General features: G+C 37.0%; 17 protein-coding genes and 1 riboswitch. Of the genes, 4 read left to right on the forward strand and 13 right to left on the reverse strand.

Annotated elements, in window-relative coordinates; translation table 11 throughout:
- Positions 1-23 precede the first annotated feature (23 nt).
- Entirely contained in the window at positions 24-1,004 is a 981-nt protein-coding gene (mreB, locus tag JC2156_RS06755; RefSeq protein ID WP_006845882.1) for a rod shape-determining protein, read from the reverse strand.
- A 206-nt stretch (positions 1,005-1,210) separates the two neighbouring features.
- Here mreB and JC2156_RS06760 point away from each other — a divergent pair, with 206 nt between their 5' ends.
- The gene (locus tag JC2156_RS06760) at positions 1,211-2,578 is read left to right on the forward strand and encodes a UDP-N-acetylmuramoyl-tripeptide--D-alanyl-D-alanine ligase (protein ID WP_006845883.1); all 1,368 of its coding nucleotides are present in this window, start codon (positions 1,211-1,213) and stop codon (positions 2,576-2,578) included.
- A gap of 158 nt (positions 2,579-2,736) precedes the next feature.
- Here the strand turns inward: JC2156_RS06760 and JC2156_RS06765 are convergent, their stop codons facing one another.
- The 6 genes from JC2156_RS06765 to JC2156_RS06790 form a co-directional block, all read right to left on the reverse strand.
- Positions 2,737-4,299, reverse strand: a complete 1,563-nt coding sequence (locus JC2156_RS06765) for a bifunctional metallophosphatase/5'-nucleotidase (RefSeq protein WP_006845884.1) — start codon at positions 4,297-4,299, stop codon at positions 2,737-2,739.
- A gap of 266 nt (positions 4,300-4,565) precedes the next feature.
- Complete coding sequence (locus tag JC2156_RS06770; protein WP_006845885.1) at positions 4,566-5,207, reverse strand: TenA family protein; 642 nt, start codon at positions 5,205-5,207, stop codon at positions 4,566-4,568.
- Entirely contained in the window at positions 5,197-5,844 is a 648-nt protein-coding gene (thiE, locus tag JC2156_RS06775) for a thiamine phosphate synthase (protein WP_006845886.1), read from the reverse strand. The genes JC2156_RS06770 and thiE overlap by 11 nt, the downstream gene beginning before the upstream one ends.
- Positions 5,841-6,641, reverse strand: coding sequence for a bifunctional hydroxymethylpyrimidine kinase/phosphomethylpyrimidine kinase (thiD, locus tag JC2156_RS06780; protein WP_006845887.1), 801 nt, complete (start codon positions 6,639-6,641; stop codon positions 5,841-5,843). The genes thiE and thiD overlap by 4 nt, the downstream gene beginning before the upstream one ends.
- On the reverse strand, positions 6,638-7,417 hold the full coding sequence (thiM, locus tag JC2156_RS06785; RefSeq protein ID WP_006845888.1) for a hydroxyethylthiazole kinase: 780 nt from the start codon (positions 7,415-7,417) through the stop codon (positions 6,638-6,640). The genes thiD and thiM overlap by 4 nt, the downstream gene beginning before the upstream one ends.
- A 115-nt stretch (positions 7,418-7,532) precedes the next feature.
- A riboswitch (TPP riboswitch) is annotated at positions 7,533-7,627 on the reverse strand.
- Between the two features lie 143 nt (positions 7,628-7,770).
- The gene (locus JC2156_RS06790; protein WP_006845889.1) at positions 7,771-10,479 is read right to left on the reverse strand and encodes a YhgE/Pip domain-containing protein; all 2,709 of its coding nucleotides are present in this window, start codon (positions 10,477-10,479) and stop codon (positions 7,771-7,773) included.
- A 497-nt stretch (positions 10,480-10,976) separates the two neighbouring features.
- Between JC2156_RS06790 and JC2156_RS06795 the strand changes: the two genes are divergently transcribed.
- Positions 10,977-11,735, forward strand: a complete 759-nt coding sequence (locus JC2156_RS06795) for a hypothetical protein (protein ID WP_006845890.1) — start codon at positions 10,977-10,979, stop codon at positions 11,733-11,735.
- An 81-nt stretch (positions 11,736-11,816) separates the two neighbouring features.
- Here JC2156_RS06795 and JC2156_RS06800 read toward each other — a convergent pair whose 3' ends face one another.
- The 5 genes from JC2156_RS06800 to JC2156_RS06820 all read right to left on the reverse strand — a co-directional run bounded on the left by JC2156_RS06800 (position 11,817) and on the right by JC2156_RS06820 (position 17,534).
- Positions 11,817-12,770 carry a beta-galactosidase small subunit gene (locus JC2156_RS06800; RefSeq protein WP_006845891.1) on the reverse strand — a complete coding sequence of 318 codons (954 nt, stop codon included), beginning with the start codon at positions 12,768-12,770 and terminating at the stop codon, positions 11,817-11,819.
- Complete coding sequence (locus JC2156_RS06805; protein WP_006845892.1) at positions 12,751-14,643, reverse strand: glycoside hydrolase family 2 TIM barrel-domain containing protein; 1,893 nt, start codon at positions 14,641-14,643, stop codon at positions 12,751-12,753. Before JC2156_RS06805 ends, JC2156_RS06800 begins: the two co-directional genes overlap by 20 nt.
- Before the next feature lie 214 nt (positions 14,644-14,857).
- A complete protein-coding gene (gpmA, locus tag JC2156_RS06810; RefSeq protein ID WP_006845893.1) occupies positions 14,858-15,577 on the reverse strand; it encodes a 2,3-diphosphoglycerate-dependent phosphoglycerate mutase in 720 nt (239 codons plus the stop codon).
- 86 nt (positions 15,578-15,663) lie between these two features.
- Positions 15,664-16,686 carry an NAD(P)/FAD-dependent oxidoreductase gene (locus tag JC2156_RS06815; RefSeq protein ID WP_006845894.1) on the reverse strand — a complete coding sequence of 341 codons (1,023 nt, stop codon included), beginning with the start codon at positions 16,684-16,686 and terminating at the stop codon, positions 15,664-15,666.
- 35 nt (positions 16,687-16,721) lie between these two features.
- Positions 16,722-17,534, reverse strand: coding sequence for an SseB family protein (locus tag JC2156_RS06820; protein WP_006845895.1), 813 nt, complete (start codon positions 17,532-17,534; stop codon positions 16,722-16,724).
- Positions 17,535-17,801: 267 nt separating this feature from the next.
- Here JC2156_RS06820 and JC2156_RS06825 point away from each other — a divergent pair, with 267 nt between their 5' ends.
- Together JC2156_RS06825 and JC2156_RS06830 are read left to right on the forward strand one after the other, a co-directional pair.
- Positions 17,802-18,335 (forward strand): TetR/AcrR family transcriptional regulator C-terminal domain-containing protein, encoded by a 534-nt coding sequence (locus tag JC2156_RS06825; protein WP_006845896.1) that lies wholly within the window; start codon positions 17,802-17,804, stop codon positions 18,333-18,335.
- 87 nt (positions 18,336-18,422) lie between these two features.
- Positions 18,423-19,247: an alpha/beta fold hydrolase gene (locus JC2156_RS06830; RefSeq protein WP_006845897.1), complete on the forward strand. Its 825-nt coding sequence runs from the start codon at positions 18,423-18,425 to the stop codon at positions 19,245-19,247.
- A 172-nt stretch (positions 19,248-19,419) separates the two neighbouring features.
- Here JC2156_RS06830 and JC2156_RS06835 read toward each other — a convergent pair whose 3' ends face one another.
- On the reverse strand, positions 19,420-19,746 hold the full coding sequence (locus JC2156_RS06835; protein ID WP_006845898.1) for a winged helix-turn-helix transcriptional regulator: 327 nt from the start codon (positions 19,744-19,746) through the stop codon (positions 19,420-19,422).
- Positions 19,747-19,768: the final 22 nt, after the last annotated feature.

Here is a 19,768-nt window from a genome sequence, read left to right on the forward strand (position 1 = left end):
CCTTCCTCAATTAAAATGTTATTTTAATTATCATGCATGTGTTCCAACAATTCTCCAGCTCCACGCGCAACATTATCCAAGGGATGATCAGCAATAAAGACTGGCACTCCTAGTTCAGCTGAAATCAATTTATCCATGTTCCGTAGAAGAGCCCCACCACCAGTTAGAACAATTCCACGATCAATGACATCTGCTGCCAATTCTGGTTGAATTTCGGCCAACACATCATGTGCCGCCTTAACAATTTGTTGGAAGGAATCATGCAATGCTACTTCCACTTCATTTGAATTGATTTCAACAGATTTAGGCATTCCATCATAAATATCACGACCACGAATAATCATCGTTTCAGGATCTTCAGATTGAAGAGCATTTCCTAACTGAATCTTAATTTGTTCAGCTGTCCGCTCACCAACTTGCAAACCATGTTGACGCTTAGCAAAACTGGTAATTTCGTTATTCAACTTATCTCCAGCAACACGAATTGAACGGGCTGAAACAATATCACCCAAAGACAAAACGGCAATATCAGAAGTTCCTCCACCCATGTCAATTACCATTGATGAGATTGGTGAGAAAATATCTAGACCCGCTCCAATTGCAGCAACCTTGGGTTCATACTCCAAGTAAACTTTAGCACCACCGACCTTTTCCGCCGCCTGCATAATCGCCTTTTTTTCAATTTCAGTAATATTAGTTGGTGCTGCCACCATAATATTAGGGCGTGACATAACACCCTTCACGTTTAACTTTTTAATAAAGTACGATAGCATTGCTTCAGTCATATCAAAGTCAGAAATAACTCCATCCTTCAACGGACGCACGGCGCGAATATTCCCTGGAGTCCGACCAACCATTTGGTAAGCCTCAGTTCCAACTGCCAAAACTCTATCGGTTTTCATATCAACGGCCACAACAGATGGCTCGTTTAACACAATCCCCTCTCCTTCGACAAAAATCAATACATTTGCAGTTCCTAAATCAATCCCAATTTCTTTAGCCATACCCTTTTTTACCTCTTTAATTTAAAATATATCAATTTTTAGCTGATTAATTCCTATTATAGCAGAATTTACCAGAGTTTTTAGTTATGATCAAAAAGAAACCTGTAAATTATTTATTTTAAATAAATTAGGATCTTTGAAATCTTTTTTAGGCTTTTTTTTGATAAAATAAACTTAATATAAACTACAATCAGGAGATCATTTTAATGAAATATTCTTTAGCCACCATCGCCCAACTCGTGGACGGTGAATTATTAAATTCAACTAGTGAACCAATCACAGAAATTACTTTCGATGGACGTACAGCTAAACCGGGGTCCCTCTTTATTCCCATTACTTGGGGTAATGATGGGCACAATTTCATTCAAGGTGCCATCGATAATGGCGCCAGCGCTACTTTATGGGCAGCAGACCACGTTGAAAATCAGCCTAGTGACTTCCCGATAATTATCGTTCAAGACACCCTCAAAGCTTTTCAGCAATTAGCACAAGCTTATTTAAAAGAAATCGGGCCTAAAGTTATTGCTGTCTCCGGCTCAAACGGTAAAACAACCACGAAAGATTTTATTGCCACAATTGCTAGCACAATGTATCGAACCGTCAAAACACCAAAAAACTTAAATAATGAATTAGGAGTTCCTCTTACGATTTTGAGCATGCCCGCTGATACTGAAGTCTTAGTGATTGAGCTTGGGATGGATCATCCCCATGACTTGGATAGCCTTTCAAAGCTAGTTACCCCCGATATTGCCGTCCTTACCATGATTGGCGAAGCCCACATTGAATTCTTCAAAACGCGTGCTCGAATTGCCGATGGAAAGATGGAAATCATCAATGGCCTAAAATCTAATGGAGTTTTAGTCTATAACGGGGATGAGCCACTCCTGATTGAACGGGCTGCTAACCTTACTTTTCAAACCAAAACTTTTGGTTTATCCACTGATAATCAACTTTTCGCTTCCCAAATAACTTTAACCGACCAAAAGGCTAACTTCACGACCAATCAAATGAAAGAAGCCTTTCAAATTCCTCTCACTGGTAACTATAACGTTAGCAATGCGCTTGCTGCCATTAGTGTCGGACAACTCTTAAAGGTCCCCGCAAATTTGATGAAAACCGCTCTACAAGGAACCATCATCACTGAAAATCGGACGGAATGGATAGCTGGTAACTTTGGGGGGCAAATTTTAAGTGACGTTTATAACTCAAATCCCACTGCCGTTCGAGAAGTATTAAAGAGCTTCTCAGCAATTAAAAAACTCAATCGTAAATTTGTTGTTTTAGGCGATATGTTAGAACTTGGGACAGCTGGTCCTGAACTCCACGCTAGCTTAGCAACAGATGTAATTGATGCTAAACCCGATGCAATCTTCCTCGTCGGGCCATTGATGCAAAACCTAGCAGATAAAATTGCAAATCAAGATTCTCAATTAACTGTACACTCTTTCCTAGAACCAGAAATTGATACACTCATCAAAACGTTACAAGCTCAGTTACAAACTAATGATCAAATTTTAATTAAAGCTTCACACGGTCTTCATTTGGAACGAATCGTTCAAGCACTAACAAAGTAATGCTCAATTCAATTAAACGATTAGGTTCTCTTGAACCTAATTGTTTTTTTATACTTTTCAAGCATCACCGCGCTTTAAGTTATATTAAATTAAATCCTCAAGTCATAAACATTAAAGACGCTCAACATTTTAGAATATTACAAAATATTCGATATAAGCTAACTTAATTTTTGATAGCCGATAATTTTAAGATTATGCGGTTGATCAAAATTCAAAGGTTGATGTTGTTGAATATAATCAGCAATTAAATCGGCCGTTTCAATCTGTACTTCTCGCACAATTTTACTTGCCTGATACATTTTAAAGTTACCGGTTCCATTAGATCGATAACTATTAACCGCTACTTCATATGATTGGTCCAATTTAAGTTGTTTTCCTTGAAACATGACCGCTTTCACCCGTTGATTCATCGGTTTTTGCATATCAATCGTGTAATCAATTCCTGTCCAAAGATCGTAATTATAATGTTGTACTTTAGGAAACAAAAAATGAGGATTGATTGATAAATTATCATTGGCAGTTAGTTTAAAATAGCGAGCACTAACTTCAATGGCATCAATAATTTCTTGTCCCGTTAAGCTTTCCACAACCACTGTATTAGGATAGACATAATTTGTCATAATATCCCGGCGCGTTACATTGTTTTTCAAGCCTCGAACTTCATCATTAAAAATTGTTGTGCTGGCAATTTGCGTCTGACCTGCGTCCATCTGAGCCCGATTAATCAATTCAACAAATGGGTGACTTTGAATTCGGGCTAATTGATGATCAATAATCTCCATCTGATGACCAACTTGACCAATTGATTGATCCATCCACTGATCAACTTTAACTTTTAAAGGAGAAAGGCGCGTAATAATCTTAGAATTTTCGGGAGTAGTTTTAGTAGAAATTAATTTCGCCTCACTATTGATCAATTTTTGTTTTTCGTCAAAAGCAAAGTCCATCACACCCACTGCTTCACCACGATATCCTGGTTGCGTCATCACCAAACCATTGAATTTTTCAGCCAATAACCGATGTTGATGTCCTGTTATCAAAGCATCTACACCTTCCAACTGACTTAATTCATATCCTTGATTTTCACCATTAATGCGTCCCAATGGTTGTCCAGTTTTTAAATCACATTCAAACCCACCATGATAAGCCAAAATCAGTAAATCTACTTGGGGTCGCAGAATTTTAATATATTTTTTTGCGATCATGACGGGATCCGCAAAATATAATCCTTTAATATTTTTTTCTGGTTCCCACTTTGGAATAAATTTAGTGGTTAGCCCAATCACGCCAACTTTTAAATCATTTTTTTGGAAAATACGATACGGACGCCCCAAGAAAGGAGTCTGGCTCTTTTGATCCAGAATATTCGCATTTAAGACATTTTGACTTTGAAGAGCTTTTTCTAAATAGATTCGACCATAATTGAATTCATGATTTCCAATAATTCGAACATCATATCCAGCCAAAGCTGCTAAATCATCATAAAGAGGTAGATCCTTTTGATCAATTTTTTCAATATAATTTGTTAATGGTGAACCTTGAATAAAATCGCCATTTTCAATTTTAAGCACTAAATCTTCATCCGTTAATTTGTCAGTTTCAATTTGCATCACACTCACGGCCCGCGCGAGCCCCATCTCAGTATTATTCAAGGGGCGTCTAAAATCATCTGCATTAAAATATCCGTGTACATCTGACGTCGATAAAACTTTGACTTGCATCAAGTTCCTCCTCATTTACTCCTTAAAAATCTGCTTTGCATCAATTAATATATCTAAGTTAATCCTCAGGAACAAGTTTTTTAATTTGCCACCATTCTATGGATAAATTAAATTATGATCCTTATTTCTTAAAAAACTAAATTAAATTTGTTAATGTTTTGGAAAAATTGTTTTTAAATTTCAATCAAAAATAATTACATGATTTAAAAAAGGCTAAGATAAATCATCTTAGCCTTCAAATAAATATGAAAAAAATTTTAACGACGTTAGTTGAACTCAACTTGATCTAAATCCATTGGCACTGCTTGCCAAAATTTAATTTCATCTTGATATGCCAAATGATAAATGGCTTCCCATTCAGCTAATTGAGTGCTCGATATTTGCTGATATTCAGGAACCAATATATTTAATGATTGCCACAGCCAATTCGTAAAGGCCAAATAATCCGAACTGGTATAATAATCAAACCAAGCCTTAAATTTAGGATCGGCTTGATCCGTAAAATCTCGGGCTAACAAATGATATGATTCTGTACATGGCAATAATGCCAAAATTCCTGCAATAGGATCCGATGTTTTGACAGCATGCTCAATATGTTGTAGATATGCAACATTATGCTCTCCCACTGCAATATTAGATAAATCCGGTGATGGCTTTAAAGCCTCATGTGCCTCAGCCTCAAGTCCATTAGCTTGTGGCTTTTTTATTTGTAATTGTATTGGTAATTTTTGAAAAACTGCTTGAAAAAATTCATCAAATTTATCAACATAAAAATGATCTTGGGCAACATAATAATTACGAGCTTCTTGTGGGAGCGATCCATTGACTAATGCTTGAACAAACTGAGTCTTAGCAATTATTTTTCGTTCATCTTTTGATTGTACTAATAAATATTGATTAAATTCCACGCCAAGCCTCCCTAATTTTTTGAACAGCCTCTGTTGGATTATCAGATCGAGTTAGCATTGATATAATTGCCACTCCATTTAAGCCCAGCTCAGCTAAATCAGATAAAACAGATTCGGTAATCCCCCCAATTCCGACAATTGGTAGATGGTTTTGCGGCAAAATTTCGGCTAATTTAGCCAAACCTAAGGCCGGTGCAGCGTCAGTTTTAGACTGTGTAGCAAAAATGGGACCTATTCCCAAATAGTCGGCCCCGCTATCTTGGGATGCGGCTAATTCGGAGGCATTTGAAACTGAAAGGCCAATCACCATCGGTACAGCTTGGGGTACTTTTAAAGCAGCTTGAATTTGATCACCTTGACCTACATGTAATCCGTCAGCATGAATTTGTTGCGCCAAATCGACATCATCATTAATGATGAACAAAACTTGCCATTTTTTTGCTAAAGATTGTAATTTTAAGACTAAGTCTAAGCGTTCTTCGCAATTTTGGTAATGGGTTCCCTTATCACGAAACTGATAAGCGGTAATCCCCGACTGCATTAATACTTCAATTTTTACGATAAATTCAGTCAAACTCAATTCTGGATAATCTTGTGGTCCGGCGACTAAATAACATTGTAATTGTTCTATTTTCATTTCACACCCGTGACCCAATGATTTAAAGGTCCATGTCCATGCCCGACATTAATCGTGGTTTGAATTGCTTGATTCATAAACTCTTTAGCTGCGGGTATAATTGCTGCTAATTCCTCATTTCGAGCTAAACCGGCTACAATCAAGGCTGCCAAAGTATCACCAGTCCCATGTGTTCGGCTAGTATCAATACGTGGTGCTTCATACCAACTAGTTTGTCCATTTTTAAACAACATCAAATCACGCACCACCATTCCTTGACGATGGCCGCCTTTAATTAAGACATTTTCAGCCCCTAGCCTTTGAAGCTCTTGAGCTGCTTCTATCATTTCAAGGTCTCCTTCAATTGAACGGTGCAAAAGCACTTCAGCTTCACCTAAATTCGGAGTAATCACTTCAGCCAAGGGCAATAATTCATTTTTAAATAATTCAATTGCCGCCGGCTCCAATAATTGGGCCCCACCTTTGGCAACCATTACTGGATCGAGCACTAAATGTTTCACTGGAAATTTTTTCAAGCCATCAATCACGGTCTGAACCCGAACCTCATCAAACAAAGCCCCCGTTTTAGCCGCCGTGATTTTGAGGTCAGTAAAAATCGATTCAAATTGAGCCATAATAATTTCAGGACGCGTTGGTTCAATCGCTTGAACACCAAGGGTATTTTGCGCAGTAATACCGGTAATGACTGTCGCAGCATACACTTTTTGGTTATGAAAAGTTTTTAAATCAGCATTAATTCCCGCACCTCCGCTAGAATCGATGCCAGCAATCGTTAAAACTTGTGGTACTTCAATCATTCTTCATTCACCTCACTGATCTGTTCAATTTGTTTTTCTGTAATGGCATAAAGTTGGTCCATCAATGCGGGCATCAACTGCCCTGGCTGGTTATGCACTTTTGCACTTGCTAATTGCCCCGCTGCTCCCATGAGCATTGTGGCCTCCAGCCCTGCCTGAAGGTAATCTTTCGTCACAGCAGCAAAACTACCGATAATCCCGCTCAATAAATCGCCAGATCCGACATTAACTGCTAATAACGGATTATCATTTTTTACCCGCCAACTTCGTTTTCCATCAGTGATCACATCTGTTGCACCGGTCTGCACGATCACCGCTTCTGTTAATTGGGCGGATCTTTTTGGAATACTAGTCTGAACTTCAATCCGTGTATCTGCATCAATTCCTTGACCCTGACTCGACATTCCGGCAAACCAAGCAATTTCTGCGGCATTACCCCGAATCACATCGAATTTAACTTCCTTCATTAAGCGTTTTACAAAATCACTTCGATATGGCATCGCCACAGCTACCGGATCCAAAATGACCGGAATCTCAGCTTGATTGGCTATTTGTCCCATTAAAATTAACTCTGGCAAAGTCGTTTCCTGTAATGTACCAATATTAATAACGACGGCTTGAGAAATTTTAACCATTTCCGGTATTTCTAGTTGCTCTTGCGACATCAATGGCGATGCCCCTAACATGCTAATTCCATCAGCAACATGTTGCTGAGTGACAGTATTAGCATGGTTTAAAATCAAGGGGTGTTTCTTCCGAATGACTTCCAATAACATTTTTGCTCCTCCTTTTCACTTATAAATTACTAATAACTTTTTCCATATAATTAAAAAGCTCAACTAACCTGCCACGTCGTCGTAACAGATTAATTGAGCTCATTTTGATTTATTCCCAGTTAATATGTCACTTCCCTCCGCAAGTTTTAACTTAATCAGGTTCAAAGGGTCCGAATAAACGTCTCAGCAAAAGCTCCCCTAGTGAATAAATATTTAATTATGCCTTAATTTTAGCACTCCATAGTTCACTTGACAATTTTATCGTTCAAAAAAAGACTGAGATAAAATTATCCCAGTCTTTTTTGAAAACGGATCAAAAATCAATATTTAAACTTTATTATGCCGTTTTATTTTTATTTTTCAACTGCTTGTAAGCTTTGGTTATTATCTAATTGAGATTTACCAGCTTTACCATGCTTTTGCAAGAAGTACATTCCTAACCATGTTAACAGCGTAAATACGACTGCGATGGCAAGTAAGACTCCAACTGAATTCCAGATTTGATCCATTCCTAATCCAGAAGTCATAGCTTGGCGTAATCCAAGAACTGAGTAAGTCATTGGAATGTAAGGATGGATAACATTATAGAAATGATTGGTCATTTCCATTGGGAATGTTCCACCTGAACCACCAAGTTGCAACATCAATAGCAACATTGCAACGAAACGTCCTGGATTATCAAAGACCATTGATAGGAACATAACGATCGCCATCGATGCCAATGAGAAGATAATCGTCATTAGGAATAATTCTGCAGGATGTTCAGCATGCAAACCAGCCAACATCATCAAAACTGGTTCAATGACAGCCATTGCTATTGCTACAATCGCTGCAACAATAGCTTTACTGAAGAACCAAGCCGTAGCTGATTGTCCAGTAGTTGAAATCTTTCGGATTGGGAAAGCAAAGTTAAAGACAATTGCTCCGACATACAAAGCAAGTGACAAAACATATGGTGCCAAGGCATATCCATAGTTTGGTACAGAACTATACTTTGAATGAGATAACTTAGCTGGGGTTACGAATTGCTTGATATTTTTATCAGTAATCTTAATCCCACCAATTTTATCAGATCCAGACTTAAGTCCAGATGCTAAGGTACCGTTTCCGTCCTTCAATTGATTTGCTCCATCAATTAAGGCACCTGAGTTATCAACTAGTTGACTTGTTCCAAGTGCTAATTGATCAACTCCTGAACTCAACGTTGGAATTTGAGCTTGTAATTGGCTTAATCCACCATACAAGATATTTGATCCATCAGCTAATTGACTTACACCTGAAGTCAATGCTGGCACTTGTGAGTTCAATTGACTTGTTCCAGTTGCCAATTGTTGTGATCCGGCAGCCAATTGACTTACACCTGAAGTCAACGCTGGTACTTGTGAGTTCAATTGACTCGTTCCAGCAGCTAATTGTTGAGAACCTGAAGTCAATGCTCCATTGTTAGCAGTCAATTGTGCTGAACCGTTGGTTGCATCTGAAACACCACCAGTATATTGTTGCAAACCAGCTTGCAAGGTAGCAGAACCAGCAGCCGTTTGCTTCAAACCAGCGTTTAATTGATCCATCCCTGCTACTAATCCCTTTTGTTCAAGAGGAGCATTGAAGCTCTGGCTCAAAGTTTGAACCTTAGTCAACAAAGTTTGCGTAGCAGTCAAATCAGCTTGCATTCGTTTTATGTCATCAGAACTGATCTTTGAGTTAAGTTGAGTCTCAACTCCAGTTTTCATGTTATTTCCAACGACTGTTCCATAATCTTTATATGATTGAGCAGCAACTTTTTTAACAGTTACTTTTTGCTCATCAGTCAAAGGCGTTCCCGCCTTTTCCATAGCTGCAACCATTTCATCAACATATGCATCAGGCTTTGCACCAGCTACTGAAATTTTAACTAATCCATTTAGCGTAGTATCAAGATTAGCCAATAGTGGAGTCAATGCATTCAACTTATCTTGCATATACTTAGTTTCACTTGATGATTGGTTATAGTCAACCGCATTTAATTCGCTTTGAATTTTTTTCAAACCGTCATCAAGTTGTTGACTTCCAGCTTGTAATTGAGTTGAACCTTCGCTCAATTGCTTTGCTCCAGAATTCAAAGTCGTGCTGTTAGCATTCAACTTATTGAGGCCACCATTTAAAGTAGAAACACCCTTTGTGTAGCCATCCAAACCTGAATTTAATTGACTAGCACCACCAGCTAATTGATTTGCTCCACTAGCCAGGGTTCCAGTCTTTCCATTCAAGGTTTGTAATCCACTATTCAATTGGTTAGCACCAACAGATAGTTGACTAGCACCACTAGATAGGGCTCCAGTCTTACTATTCAAGGTTTGTAGTCCATTGTTCAAAGTGCTTGACCCACCAGCTAATTGGTTAACACCACTTGCTAATGGAGAAACTCCCATCTTCAAGGTCATAACCCCATCATTAACTTGGGATACTCCGCCAGTATAGACATTCAACCCATCAGAAAGAGCAATTGAACCGTCATTTAACTTTTGAGCTCCAGTAGCAGCCGTCTTGAAGCCTTTTCCAGCTACAGTAACTTGATCAAAGACAACCTTAGTATAGGCCGTTGTGACCGCTTCTTTAACTTGACTGTTCAATGACTCAGCAGCAGTATCACTAACAACTGTAGCGATATAATTCAAAGAATCATTAGTCTTGTATTTGATCTCCATCTTTTTAGGATGAGCATCCAAAACTGTAGCAGCGTTAGCAGAGAAATTCTTTGGTAGAGTCACAACCGTATAATACTTATGATCCTTAATACCTTGTTCTGCTTGCTTCTTAGAAACAAAATGCCAATCCAATTGAGTATTATGCTTCAATTGCTTGACCATATCGGCCCCAGCATGCATCTTTTGACCTTCATAAGTCACTTGTTTATCTTCATTTACCACTGCGATTGGTAAGTTTCCCGTACTTCCATACGGATCCCAAACTGAACGCAAGAAGAACACACTGTATAAAAACGGAATAAACATAATTGCAAACAGTGAAATTCTAATTAATCGGTTTGAGAAGATAAATTTAAATTCATTTTTAATCATCTTCATGATTTATTACACAATCCTTTCCTACACTAAAAATTGATGTTATTTTTCATCATAATCACCAGCTTATTCCATTTTATTACAAATATAAAGTAATAATTATTTGTCTATTATCGTCTCAATTGGTATGACATATATTGAGGTATACCAACCTTTTAAGGATTAAATTGAAACGTTTTATTCGTCGAAATATTTCTTAAAAATACATTTCGATAATAGCATCGTTTTGGTGCAAAAAACGGTGTACTTTTTATGTATTAGCTTAAATGAATGATAAAAAATAACAATAGTTATAATTATAACGCCAAATACCTGAACTTCCTACTAAAAATAAACCTTTTTTTATATATAAATAAGAAGAATATTAATTCTCGTCGATCACAAAACATTAAATAATTATATATTTTTATGAAAAAGATGAGCGCAATGCAGCGAGTACGCTATAATGAAAGTCAGGATTTTAATATTTAATTTAGATTTAAGGTAGCAGGTGATTTGACATGACGGATGAACAATTCCAACAATTAAAAAGGTATAAAGAACTTCTAGATGTTGGGGTCCTTGCCCCTAATGAATACAAACGACTCAAGGATCGATTTTTGCAAGTGGAAATGATTGCCCTCGATGTAGAGCAATCCCAAAAGCCTCAACCCATTACAGAAACTCGAAATAAATCGCAAGCCCGCCAAAAAAGATCATGGAAATGGTTAAAGCCCATACTTTATGTTCTCCTCCTCCTGATCATATTGTCGGGTGGTTATGCTTATTTACAATGGCATCATCAAAATAGTCAAAAAATTATTCAAAAAAATGAGCAGAATGCAATTGTTCAGTCTGACCTTTCATCAACAAAACAACAGACTAAGCAAAGTTCAAGTTCTTCTGAAAAAAATACGAGAACTAATAGTGAAAGTTCCGAAAAGGCAGCCAATTCTACTAATCTAACATCTACTGTAGATGCTTCAAGTGTCCCAGTTGATGATACTGATACGGCTAGCACTAGCACTAGTACCGCAGTAGATGCTTCAAGCGCCGAAAGTGCCCTAACTCAAAATGATTCCACCGGAGTGGCTTGGACTTACCAAAACGCTACTGCTAACGGTTTTGTCTTCGTAGGACCAACAAATGAAGATGGTTCATACGCTAAAGCTTTAGTAACTGACCGATCTGATGGTCAAAATGTCGAAATTAGAACTGGAACTGTTGATACTGATAGTAGTTGGTCAGTTAATGACGATGTTACCGTTCCCTGGCAATAATTAATTTTATATAAAAAAGAGTTTCTCTCGGGCTAATTACTTAGTTACCCGTTTGAAGCTCTTTTTACTAATAATTATTTTTTATTCCAACATAAATTCAAATTCATGATCAATTTCACCCGAAATTCGATAATCAGGTAATACTTCGGCACCCCAGCTATCAATACCCCCAACTCCGCGCACAGATCCCAAAATGCTCAAAACCGTTTTACGTGGTAAAGGCAATTCTTCTTGATGCGTTGCATTTTCTAATTCTGCTGCTGTATATGGTAAACAACTAAAGGCAAATGGCTGTTTAGTTTTTCTGACTGTTAACTCAAATGGATGTACTACCGGCTCCGCATTATTCTTAGTACTCGTTCGTTCTAATGTAACTGTTTGGGTCTCCATATGTACTCCATTATCTTGAGGAATCAAATACGGTGTTACCGGTATTCCTTGGACATGATAAGTTCCGAATTGACCGCCCTGTTTTCGATCAGGATAAGTTTCCCCTGAAAGTCCAGTATAAATAAAACGATTCGTTAAGGTCGGAATCATGAATCGAACTCCAAAAACTGGTAACTCAGGTAACCCTTTTTGTCCAAAATAATGTGCTTTAACTTTTAGCTGACCGATTGCATTCACTTGATATAAAATTTCTACCTTTGTTTGTGGTTGAACTGGTAATTGATATTCATATAAAATTGCAACTTCCTGCGCGCTCTCATCACCATTATATTTATTATTAACAGGTGGTAAGGGTAACTCAAGAATTTGTTGATCAACCCAGATAGTTTTGACACTTCCAGTTTGAAATAAATCGGCCCCCAACCAAGAAGCTACTTTTTGCGGAAACCCTGCTCCTCGATCATTATCAGTCGTAGCTCGCCAAAAAATCGGCTTAACGGGTTCCAACAGCCATTCTCGACCATCAATTCGAATCGATTCCAACCCTTTTTTATCATAACTAAAAAGATACTCATGATCAGGACCATGGACGCCCAAACCCACATCCCCAAAAATTAAATTGAGTTTATTCTGTGTATTTTCCATATTGATAAGCTACCTCCTGCATGGCTGGTTTAACTAGGCGATTTGCAAATAAGAGACCATCTGCACTAAACCCATAATCAGATGGACGATCATCAAAATCGCCACCATAACGTAAGACCTTTTGACCAGATATTTCATCATTGACCCACAGAGCTTGATCAATGTAATCCCAAATAAAGCCACCTGCATAATTATCAAAATCATCAAATAATTGCATATATTCGGCTAATCCGCCCAATGAATTTCCCATATCATGCATGTATTCACAAAGCATGAAGGGCTTTTTCGGATTTTGTTCTAAATATTTTCGCACCTCAGCTGGGCTGGCATACATCCGACTTTCAAAATCAGAAATTTGATCTTCGAACTGACGGTCCCATACAACGCCTTCATAATGAACTAGACGAGTTGAATCGACCTTATGAAAATATTCCTGCATCTCAGATAGATTAATTCCTGCGTATGATTCATTTCCCAAAGACCAAAAAAGAACTGAAGGATGATTTTTGAAAGTTTCATAATTGGTCTTGGCTCGGTCTAATACTGCATCTTTCCAACCAGGTAGACTACCTGGTACATTATATGAAGGTTCAAGTTGACCCATTTTTTGCCATGAACCATGTGATTCCAAATTAGTTTCAGCCATCATATAGATTCCATGCTCATCACAAAGTTGATACCAACTCAACTGGTCCGCGTAATGTGAGGTTCGTACAGCATTGATATGATGTTCTTGAAAAATTTTCAAATCAGTCAACATATCATCTCGTGTAATGACCCGTCCATTTTCAGGATTCCATTCATGCCTGTTTACTCCCAATATTTTTAAACGCTCACCGTTCAATTTCAAAACTTGGTGATCAAGTTCAATTTTACGAAAGCCAAAAGTCGTTGTAGCAACTTCAATTAATTGATGCTCTTGGTTTTTAACTATTAGTTCAATATGATAAAGTTGTGGGTTTTTATGACTCCATAACTGCATATCATAAAATTTAATTTCAGGTAATCTAATTTCGTGATTTAGATTAGGCTGACCTTGGAAGATAATTTCACCTTGCGGATTAATAATTTTGATTTCTAATTCATATTGACTAAATTCTCCCGTTAATTTAAACTCACCTGTCAATTTACCCATCTGATAATCGGCACTGACTTGTGGCTTTAAAGCAATGTCAGTTACATGAACCCCAGGTTGTAGTAAAAGTGTGACATCTCGAAAGATTCCAAAAAAGCGAAAAAAATCTTGGTCTTCTATAAAACTAGCTGTACTATGCTTAAATACCTGAACGATAAGCTCATTTTCACCATTATTTTTTAAGTATGGCGTTAAATCGAATTCCGATGGCGAAAAACTATCTTCGGCATATCCTACGAATTGGCCATTCAACCAAAGATAAAAAGCCCGTTCAACTCCCGCAAAATTAATATGAACCTTTTGATCCTGCCAATCAGGATCTAATTTAAAAATTTTGCGATAAGTGCCAACCGCATTATCATCAGCACGACTAAAAACCCCTGGAATTTGTTCATCCTGATTCGTAAAAGGTGGTCGACGATAGGTTCGCGCATCCCATGGATATTGGGTGTTTACATATTGAATTGGGGCAAAATTAGCTAATTCAATATGTTTTGGCACCTCAATGGTCGTAACTGCTGTATTTTTTTCAAAATCAGGCACCTCAAGTTCTGAATTGAAAGTTTCCATTTGATCGGTATAATAAAAATCCCAAGTCCCATTCAAACTTTTTTCTAGTGAACTTTGTTTTTGATGGGCCTCAATTAAATTACGATAAACTTGATGATCACTATGGGCAGGAAGTTGATTTACCCTAAAAATTTTTGGATCATCTAACCAAGCTAATTGTGGTAGCATTTGGAGCCTCCTCCTAAATTATCTAAATAAATGCATTTGAATAATGTAAGCGCTTACTATCGCTTGCCATTAGTTTAGCACGCTTTTTTACATTTGTATAATTCAGTCTTTAGTTCATTAAACTATCATATTGTTTGAGTAATTAAAAAACATCCCACAGTAGTTTGCCTACTGCGGGATGTTTCTGAATTATTTTTAATACTTTAAGCCTTAATTAGTTTTCACTAGTCAAAACGTTCTTTGAAAGGACCTTCAAATCTTGGTCAAAATCGTAAACCAATGGTTGTCCATTTGCAATTTCAACACCCAAAATATCATCATCTGAGATATTTTCAATATGCTTAACCAAGGCACGTAATGAATTACCATGCGCAGCAATCACAACGTTCTTACCTGCAGCCAAATCCTTTGAAATGTTTGATTCCCAGAATGGCAAAACGCGTTCCAAAGTTACCTTCAAGTTTTCACCAAATGGTAATTGACCTTCAGGAACATCAGCGTAACGACGGTCAAAGGCAGGATAAGTCTTTCCCAAAACTTCAACGGTCTTAGCTTGTTCAGTCAAAAGTGGTGGCAATACATCGTATGAACGACGCCATTGGTGAACTTGTTCATCACCATACTTAGCTGCAGCATCAGCTTTGTTCAAACCTTGAAGAGCACCGTAGTGTCGTTCATTCAAACGCCAAGACTTAGTCTCAGGAATGAACATTTGACCAGCTTCTTCCAATGCATAGTGCAAAGTAGTGATGGCACGTGTCAAAACTGAAGTATATGCTTGATCAAATTCAATGCCTTCTTTGGCCAACATTTCACCAGCTGCTTTAGCTTGTGCAATACCCTTATCTGATAACTTGGTATCAACCCAACCATTGAACAAATTCAATGCATTCCACTCTGATTGACCATGACGAATCAAAACTAACTTAGCCATTATATATTACCCTCTTTCAAAAATTAATATGTGAACATTATAGCAAAATTTCACATCGAATGCGAATTATTACATTTGAAACCCTTTTATTTTTCAGATTGAACTTGACCATCTTTAATTTTGACGCTGGAAGAATGTAACACTCCCTGATGGTTTTGGATATATTGATCAATAATCGTATTAATCGCCACCGGTGCATCCCCAAAGCCAGTTACAATGAGCTCTGCTTTATGCTCAAATTCAGCAGCATCCCCAATCGCAAAAACGCGTGGCACCGAAGTTCTCATATTTTGATCAACCGCAAACTTTTGACGAGACATGGCAGGTTTGATTGACCACCCCTCGACAATCTTATTCTCTGACTTAAAACCATAGCTAACAATGATTGCATCAGTAGTTAAATGCTCAATTTCTTCACCACGAGTGGCTTTAAGTTCTAAATTAAAGGTTTGATCTGAATTTTTATTAATAGCTTGCACCACATAAGGTGTTAATTTTTTGACATTGGATTGCTCTAACGTTAATAATGTATGTTCCAAAGCTCGAAAATTATTTCGACGATGGACCAATTGTACGTCTTTAGCAACTGTTACTAATTGATTCGCTAAATCCACTGCTGAATCCCCACCACCCAAAATGGTAACTCGCTTGTCTTTAAATTGTTGAAGATCTGGCACGAAATAATATAATCCATGATTTTCAAAATCTTGTTCCAATTCATTATCTAATCGACGCGGTTCAAAAGCACCTTTTCCAGTCGCAACTAGAATCGCATCTGCTTCAAAATTAATTGCACGATCGGTTTCAACTAAAACGGCTTCATCGGTATTTTTAACATCGATCACTGTGGTGTCTAGATAAATTTCGGGTTGCAGTTGTTGTAGCTGTTCAACCAAGTTTCCGGTTAACTCGACCCCATTGAGTCCAAGCCATCCTGGAACATCTAAAATTTGCTTTTGTGGATACAAGTTTTGTGGTTGACCTCCTGGAATGGATAAACTTTCTATTAAGACAACATTTAATTCTCGTAAACGAGCATAAAAATCTGCAAATAAACCAACTGGTCCTGCCCCAATGATGACTAAATCAACTTTCTTGGTGGTTACCAATATAGTCACCCCCTTTTATATTTAATCTTAATTTATTACATTTGATATTGGTAGAAAGCCTGGAATTCACTTAAATCCAAGCCCGCAATTTCTTGCTTCAAAACGACTTCACCCATCATTTCTTCACCCATTGTTTCAGGGAAAATAGCTCTAAAATTATCAATTTGAGAATTTAATTGCTCATCATCTCCATCCAAGATAAGCAAGAAGCGTCCTTGTTGTCCACCTGCTCCTTGCATCCAAAGAAGGTACATTTCTGATACTGCTCCATTAGTATCATCAGCTAACCCCATTAAATTAGCTTGTAATTTCGTTGGTATTTCATCAGGGACCCGAATCTCAATCGATTGGTCAGTTTCATTTTCTGTTTCATTCCCATCAACTTTTTGTGGTTCTCCTTGATAATCATAATTTTGCATTAAATATTCAACATTGTCTCGACCAATTTGCAAAGTCTCTTCAGGAATGAAAGGATTCATGATCAAATTTTGCAAATTTTCGTCTTGCTTGAACATTTCAATAAATTGGACAAAGGGGAATTCCACTACCATAATATTTTGGCCCCAATCTTCAGGGTTACTTTGATAATTTTCATTATCGGTAAAGATTGGTAAGAAGTTACTTTCATCTGGTCCAATTAAAGTCACAAAAGCTAATTGTTGGCCTGCGGAAACATTCAAATTACCTTCTGCATCAGGAACCAAATCTTCTGGAACTTGAACTGGAACTAAGAAATTGGCATTTAACAATGCAAGCTCAAATTTAGTTTGTAATTCTTCATTTTGAACAGCTTTAAAGTTAGCCAAATCTTCCTTTAAAACAGTATTATCTATATTAATAACAGTCATTATTATCTCCTAATTTTCGTTTTAAGTTTGTTTGATGTGGAAAATTTCAAATCATTTTTAACCCTTAAAATCTAGGTAATCTTACCATTTTTTTACCTAGTTGATCAATTAATTAAATCCCTTTGCTTTGTTACACCGCTTCTGATAATCAACAATATCAAATTTTAAATTACCAGAAAAAGCATTAACGTTCGCTTACTTTATTGAAAAGGTAATGAGCTATCGTTTATACTCAAGAGAACTACAACTAAAGGCGGAGTAAATTTTATGAATACCCGAGAACAAATTAAAATCGAGTTTTTGAAGTTAATTGCTTCTAGTTCTTTTGATAAAGTCCGTATCAGTACCATCTGTAAAAATGTAAATATCCAAAGAAAATTATTTTATTATTACTTTGAAGATAAATATGCTTTATTAAACGATATTTATCAAGATGATTTATCCTTGAATTTCAACATTTCAGAGACTAACAAAATCAATTGGAAAAATGGAGCAAAACTTTTATTAGAAACTTATAAAAGTCGAGGCGCTTTTTATAAAAATTCCATTACAGTAGACAATAACCAATGGCATAATATTTTTCTAACCCATATGCGAGCACTTTTCATTAGACTCTTCAATGAATTATCCGCCAATGATGATAAAAATTTTTATTTTAATGCCACTTTTTTCTCGAATGGCTGGACTGGAATTATTGAAAACTGGATTATCAATGATTTTGATATTGATATTGCGGTTTTAATTGATCAATTTTATGCTTTAATTCACTTCACGAAGTTTAACATTTCCAAATGGGAATAATTATCTACTACCCAAAAAAGCTATTTTGGGTAATTAAATTTCTTCTGGAAAAAGATATAATTTAATCTTGAAAAGAGGTAATTATTTATGCAACGACTTGAAGTGCAACTATCAAATGTAAAATTATCATATTTTGATGAAGGAACCGGTGCAGTAATTTTCTTACTACATGGTTTCCCTGACTCTGCTGATGTCTGGCGAAATATTATTCCTGGATTAGTTTCCGCCGGATATCGAGTAATCGCGCCTGACTTAAGAGGATTTGGACAATCAGAATTAAAACCAAATAAAGACGATTACAAGATCAAATTTATCATGCAAGATATTTTGGAATTAAAGGCCAGTTTGAATTTAACTCAACCTGTCAAACTAGTGGCTCATGATTGGGGTGCTAATATCGGTTGGATGCTGATCAGCTTTTTCCCAGACCAATTTTCCTCATACTTCCCTATTAGTGTTGGTCACCCTTATGCATATGCTTTAGATGGTGGTTTTGAACAGAAGAAAAAAGGTTGGTACACCATGGCGTTCCAATTCGAAGAAATGGCCGAAAAAATGTTCTCTCAAAATGATTGGGCAGCCTTTAGAATCTTTACTGAAAATAATAGCGAGTTAGATACCAACTGGTTACCAGATTTAAAAAGAGCTGGTCGATTCACAGCCGCCCTTAACTTATATCGCGCAAACCTAGTTCCTAGTGACAATGATTCCAAATTAGCGCCTACTCCTGTACCAGTCCATGGTTTATACGGTAAAAATGATCTATATCTTAGTCAATCCCAGATGGAACAGTCCGGAAAGTATACTTCTGGCCCCTTCAACTTTTCACTGATCGATGGTGGACATTGGCTCCAAATAGAAGCACCTGAACTTGTCTTAAACAGCATTTTAAATTTCTATAAAACTCTATAAGCGGTCATCCCATTTAGTTTTTATGAATAAATTTAAAATATTTTGTTTACCGCAATTCATCCAATTAAGCTTCTCAAACATTTTTAATTAATCAACTCAGTATTTTACTGAATATATAACAAAAAAGACCGGAACAAAAATTGTTCCAGTCTTTTTTTAATAATTTCAATTGTTAATTGTATTGATCTGCCCAGGTGTGAATAGCTGACATCATTGGTCGCATTGCTTCACCACGTTCAGTCAATTGGTAGGCCCGTCGAGATGAATCAGAAACTGGTGTTCGCTCAATAATGTTTGCTTCTTCCAATTCCTTAAGACGCTCTACCAAAACCCGATCAGAACAGGTCTCAATTGTAGCAGCTAGATCTTTAAAACGTTTTGGTCCATCGATAAGAAGGGCCTCCACAATCAGACCATTCCATTTTCGTCCTAATATTTCAAAAGTTGCAATAAATTTCGGGCAAAGACTAGCCGCTGTTTTAATTTCAGTGGATGCCATGCTATTTTCCTCCATGCACTTC

The organism is Weissella koreensis KCTC 3621 (assembly GCF_000277645.1).

What these genes read in the sequence shown, in the direction of transcription:
- mreB (WP_006845882.1), bottom strand. Translation starts at nt 1,004, where the DNA reads ATGGCTAAAGAAATTGGGATTGATTTAGGAACTGCAAATGTATTGATT.
- JC2156_RS06760 (WP_006845883.1), top strand. Translation starts at nt 1,211, where the DNA reads ATGAAATATTCTTTAGCCACCATCGCCCAACTCGTGGACGGTGAATTA.
- JC2156_RS06765 (WP_006845884.1), bottom strand. Translation starts at nt 4,299, where the DNA reads ATGCAAGTCAAAGTTTTATCGACGTCAGATGTACACGGATATTTTAAT.
- thiE (WP_006845886.1), bottom strand. Translation starts at nt 5,844, where the DNA reads ATGAAAATAGAACAATTACAATGTTATTTAGTCGCCGGACCACAAGAT.
- thiD (WP_006845887.1), bottom strand. Translation starts at nt 6,641, where the DNA reads ATGATTGAAGTACCACAAGTTTTAACGATTGCTGGCATCGATTCTAGC.
- thiM (WP_006845888.1), bottom strand. Translation starts at nt 7,417, where the DNA reads ATGTTATTGGAAGTCATTCGGAAGAAACACCCCTTGATTTTAAACCAT.
- JC2156_RS06790 (WP_006845889.1), bottom strand. Translation starts at nt 10,479, where the DNA reads ATGAAGATGATTAAAAATGAATTTAAATTTATCTTCTCAAACCGATTA.
- JC2156_RS06795 (WP_006845890.1), top strand. Translation starts at nt 10,977, where the DNA reads ATGACGGATGAACAATTCCAACAATTAAAAAGGTATAAAGAACTTCTA.
- JC2156_RS06800 (WP_006845891.1), bottom strand. Translation starts at nt 12,770, where the DNA reads ATGGAAAATACACAGAATAAACTCAATTTAATTTTTGGGGATGTGGGT.
- JC2156_RS06805 (WP_006845892.1), bottom strand. Translation starts at nt 14,643, where the DNA reads ATGCTACCACAATTAGCTTGGTTAGATGATCCAAAAATTTTTAGGGTA.
- gpmA (WP_006845893.1), bottom strand. Translation starts at nt 15,577, where the DNA reads ATGGCTAAGTTAGTTTTGATTCGTCATGGTCAATCAGAGTGGAATGCA.
- JC2156_RS06820 (WP_006845895.1), bottom strand. Translation starts at nt 17,534, where the DNA reads ATGACTGTTATTAATATAGATAATACTGTTTTAAAGGAAGATTTGGCT.
- JC2156_RS06825 (WP_006845896.1), top strand. Translation starts at nt 17,802, where the DNA reads ATGAATACCCGAGAACAAATTAAAATCGAGTTTTTGAAGTTAATTGCT.
- JC2156_RS06830 (WP_006845897.1), top strand. Translation starts at nt 18,423, where the DNA reads ATGCAACGACTTGAAGTGCAACTATCAAATGTAAAATTATCATATTTT.
- JC2156_RS06835 (WP_006845898.1), bottom strand. Translation starts at nt 19,746, where the DNA reads ATGGCATCCACTGAAATTAAAACAGCGGCTAGTCTTTGCCCGAAATTT.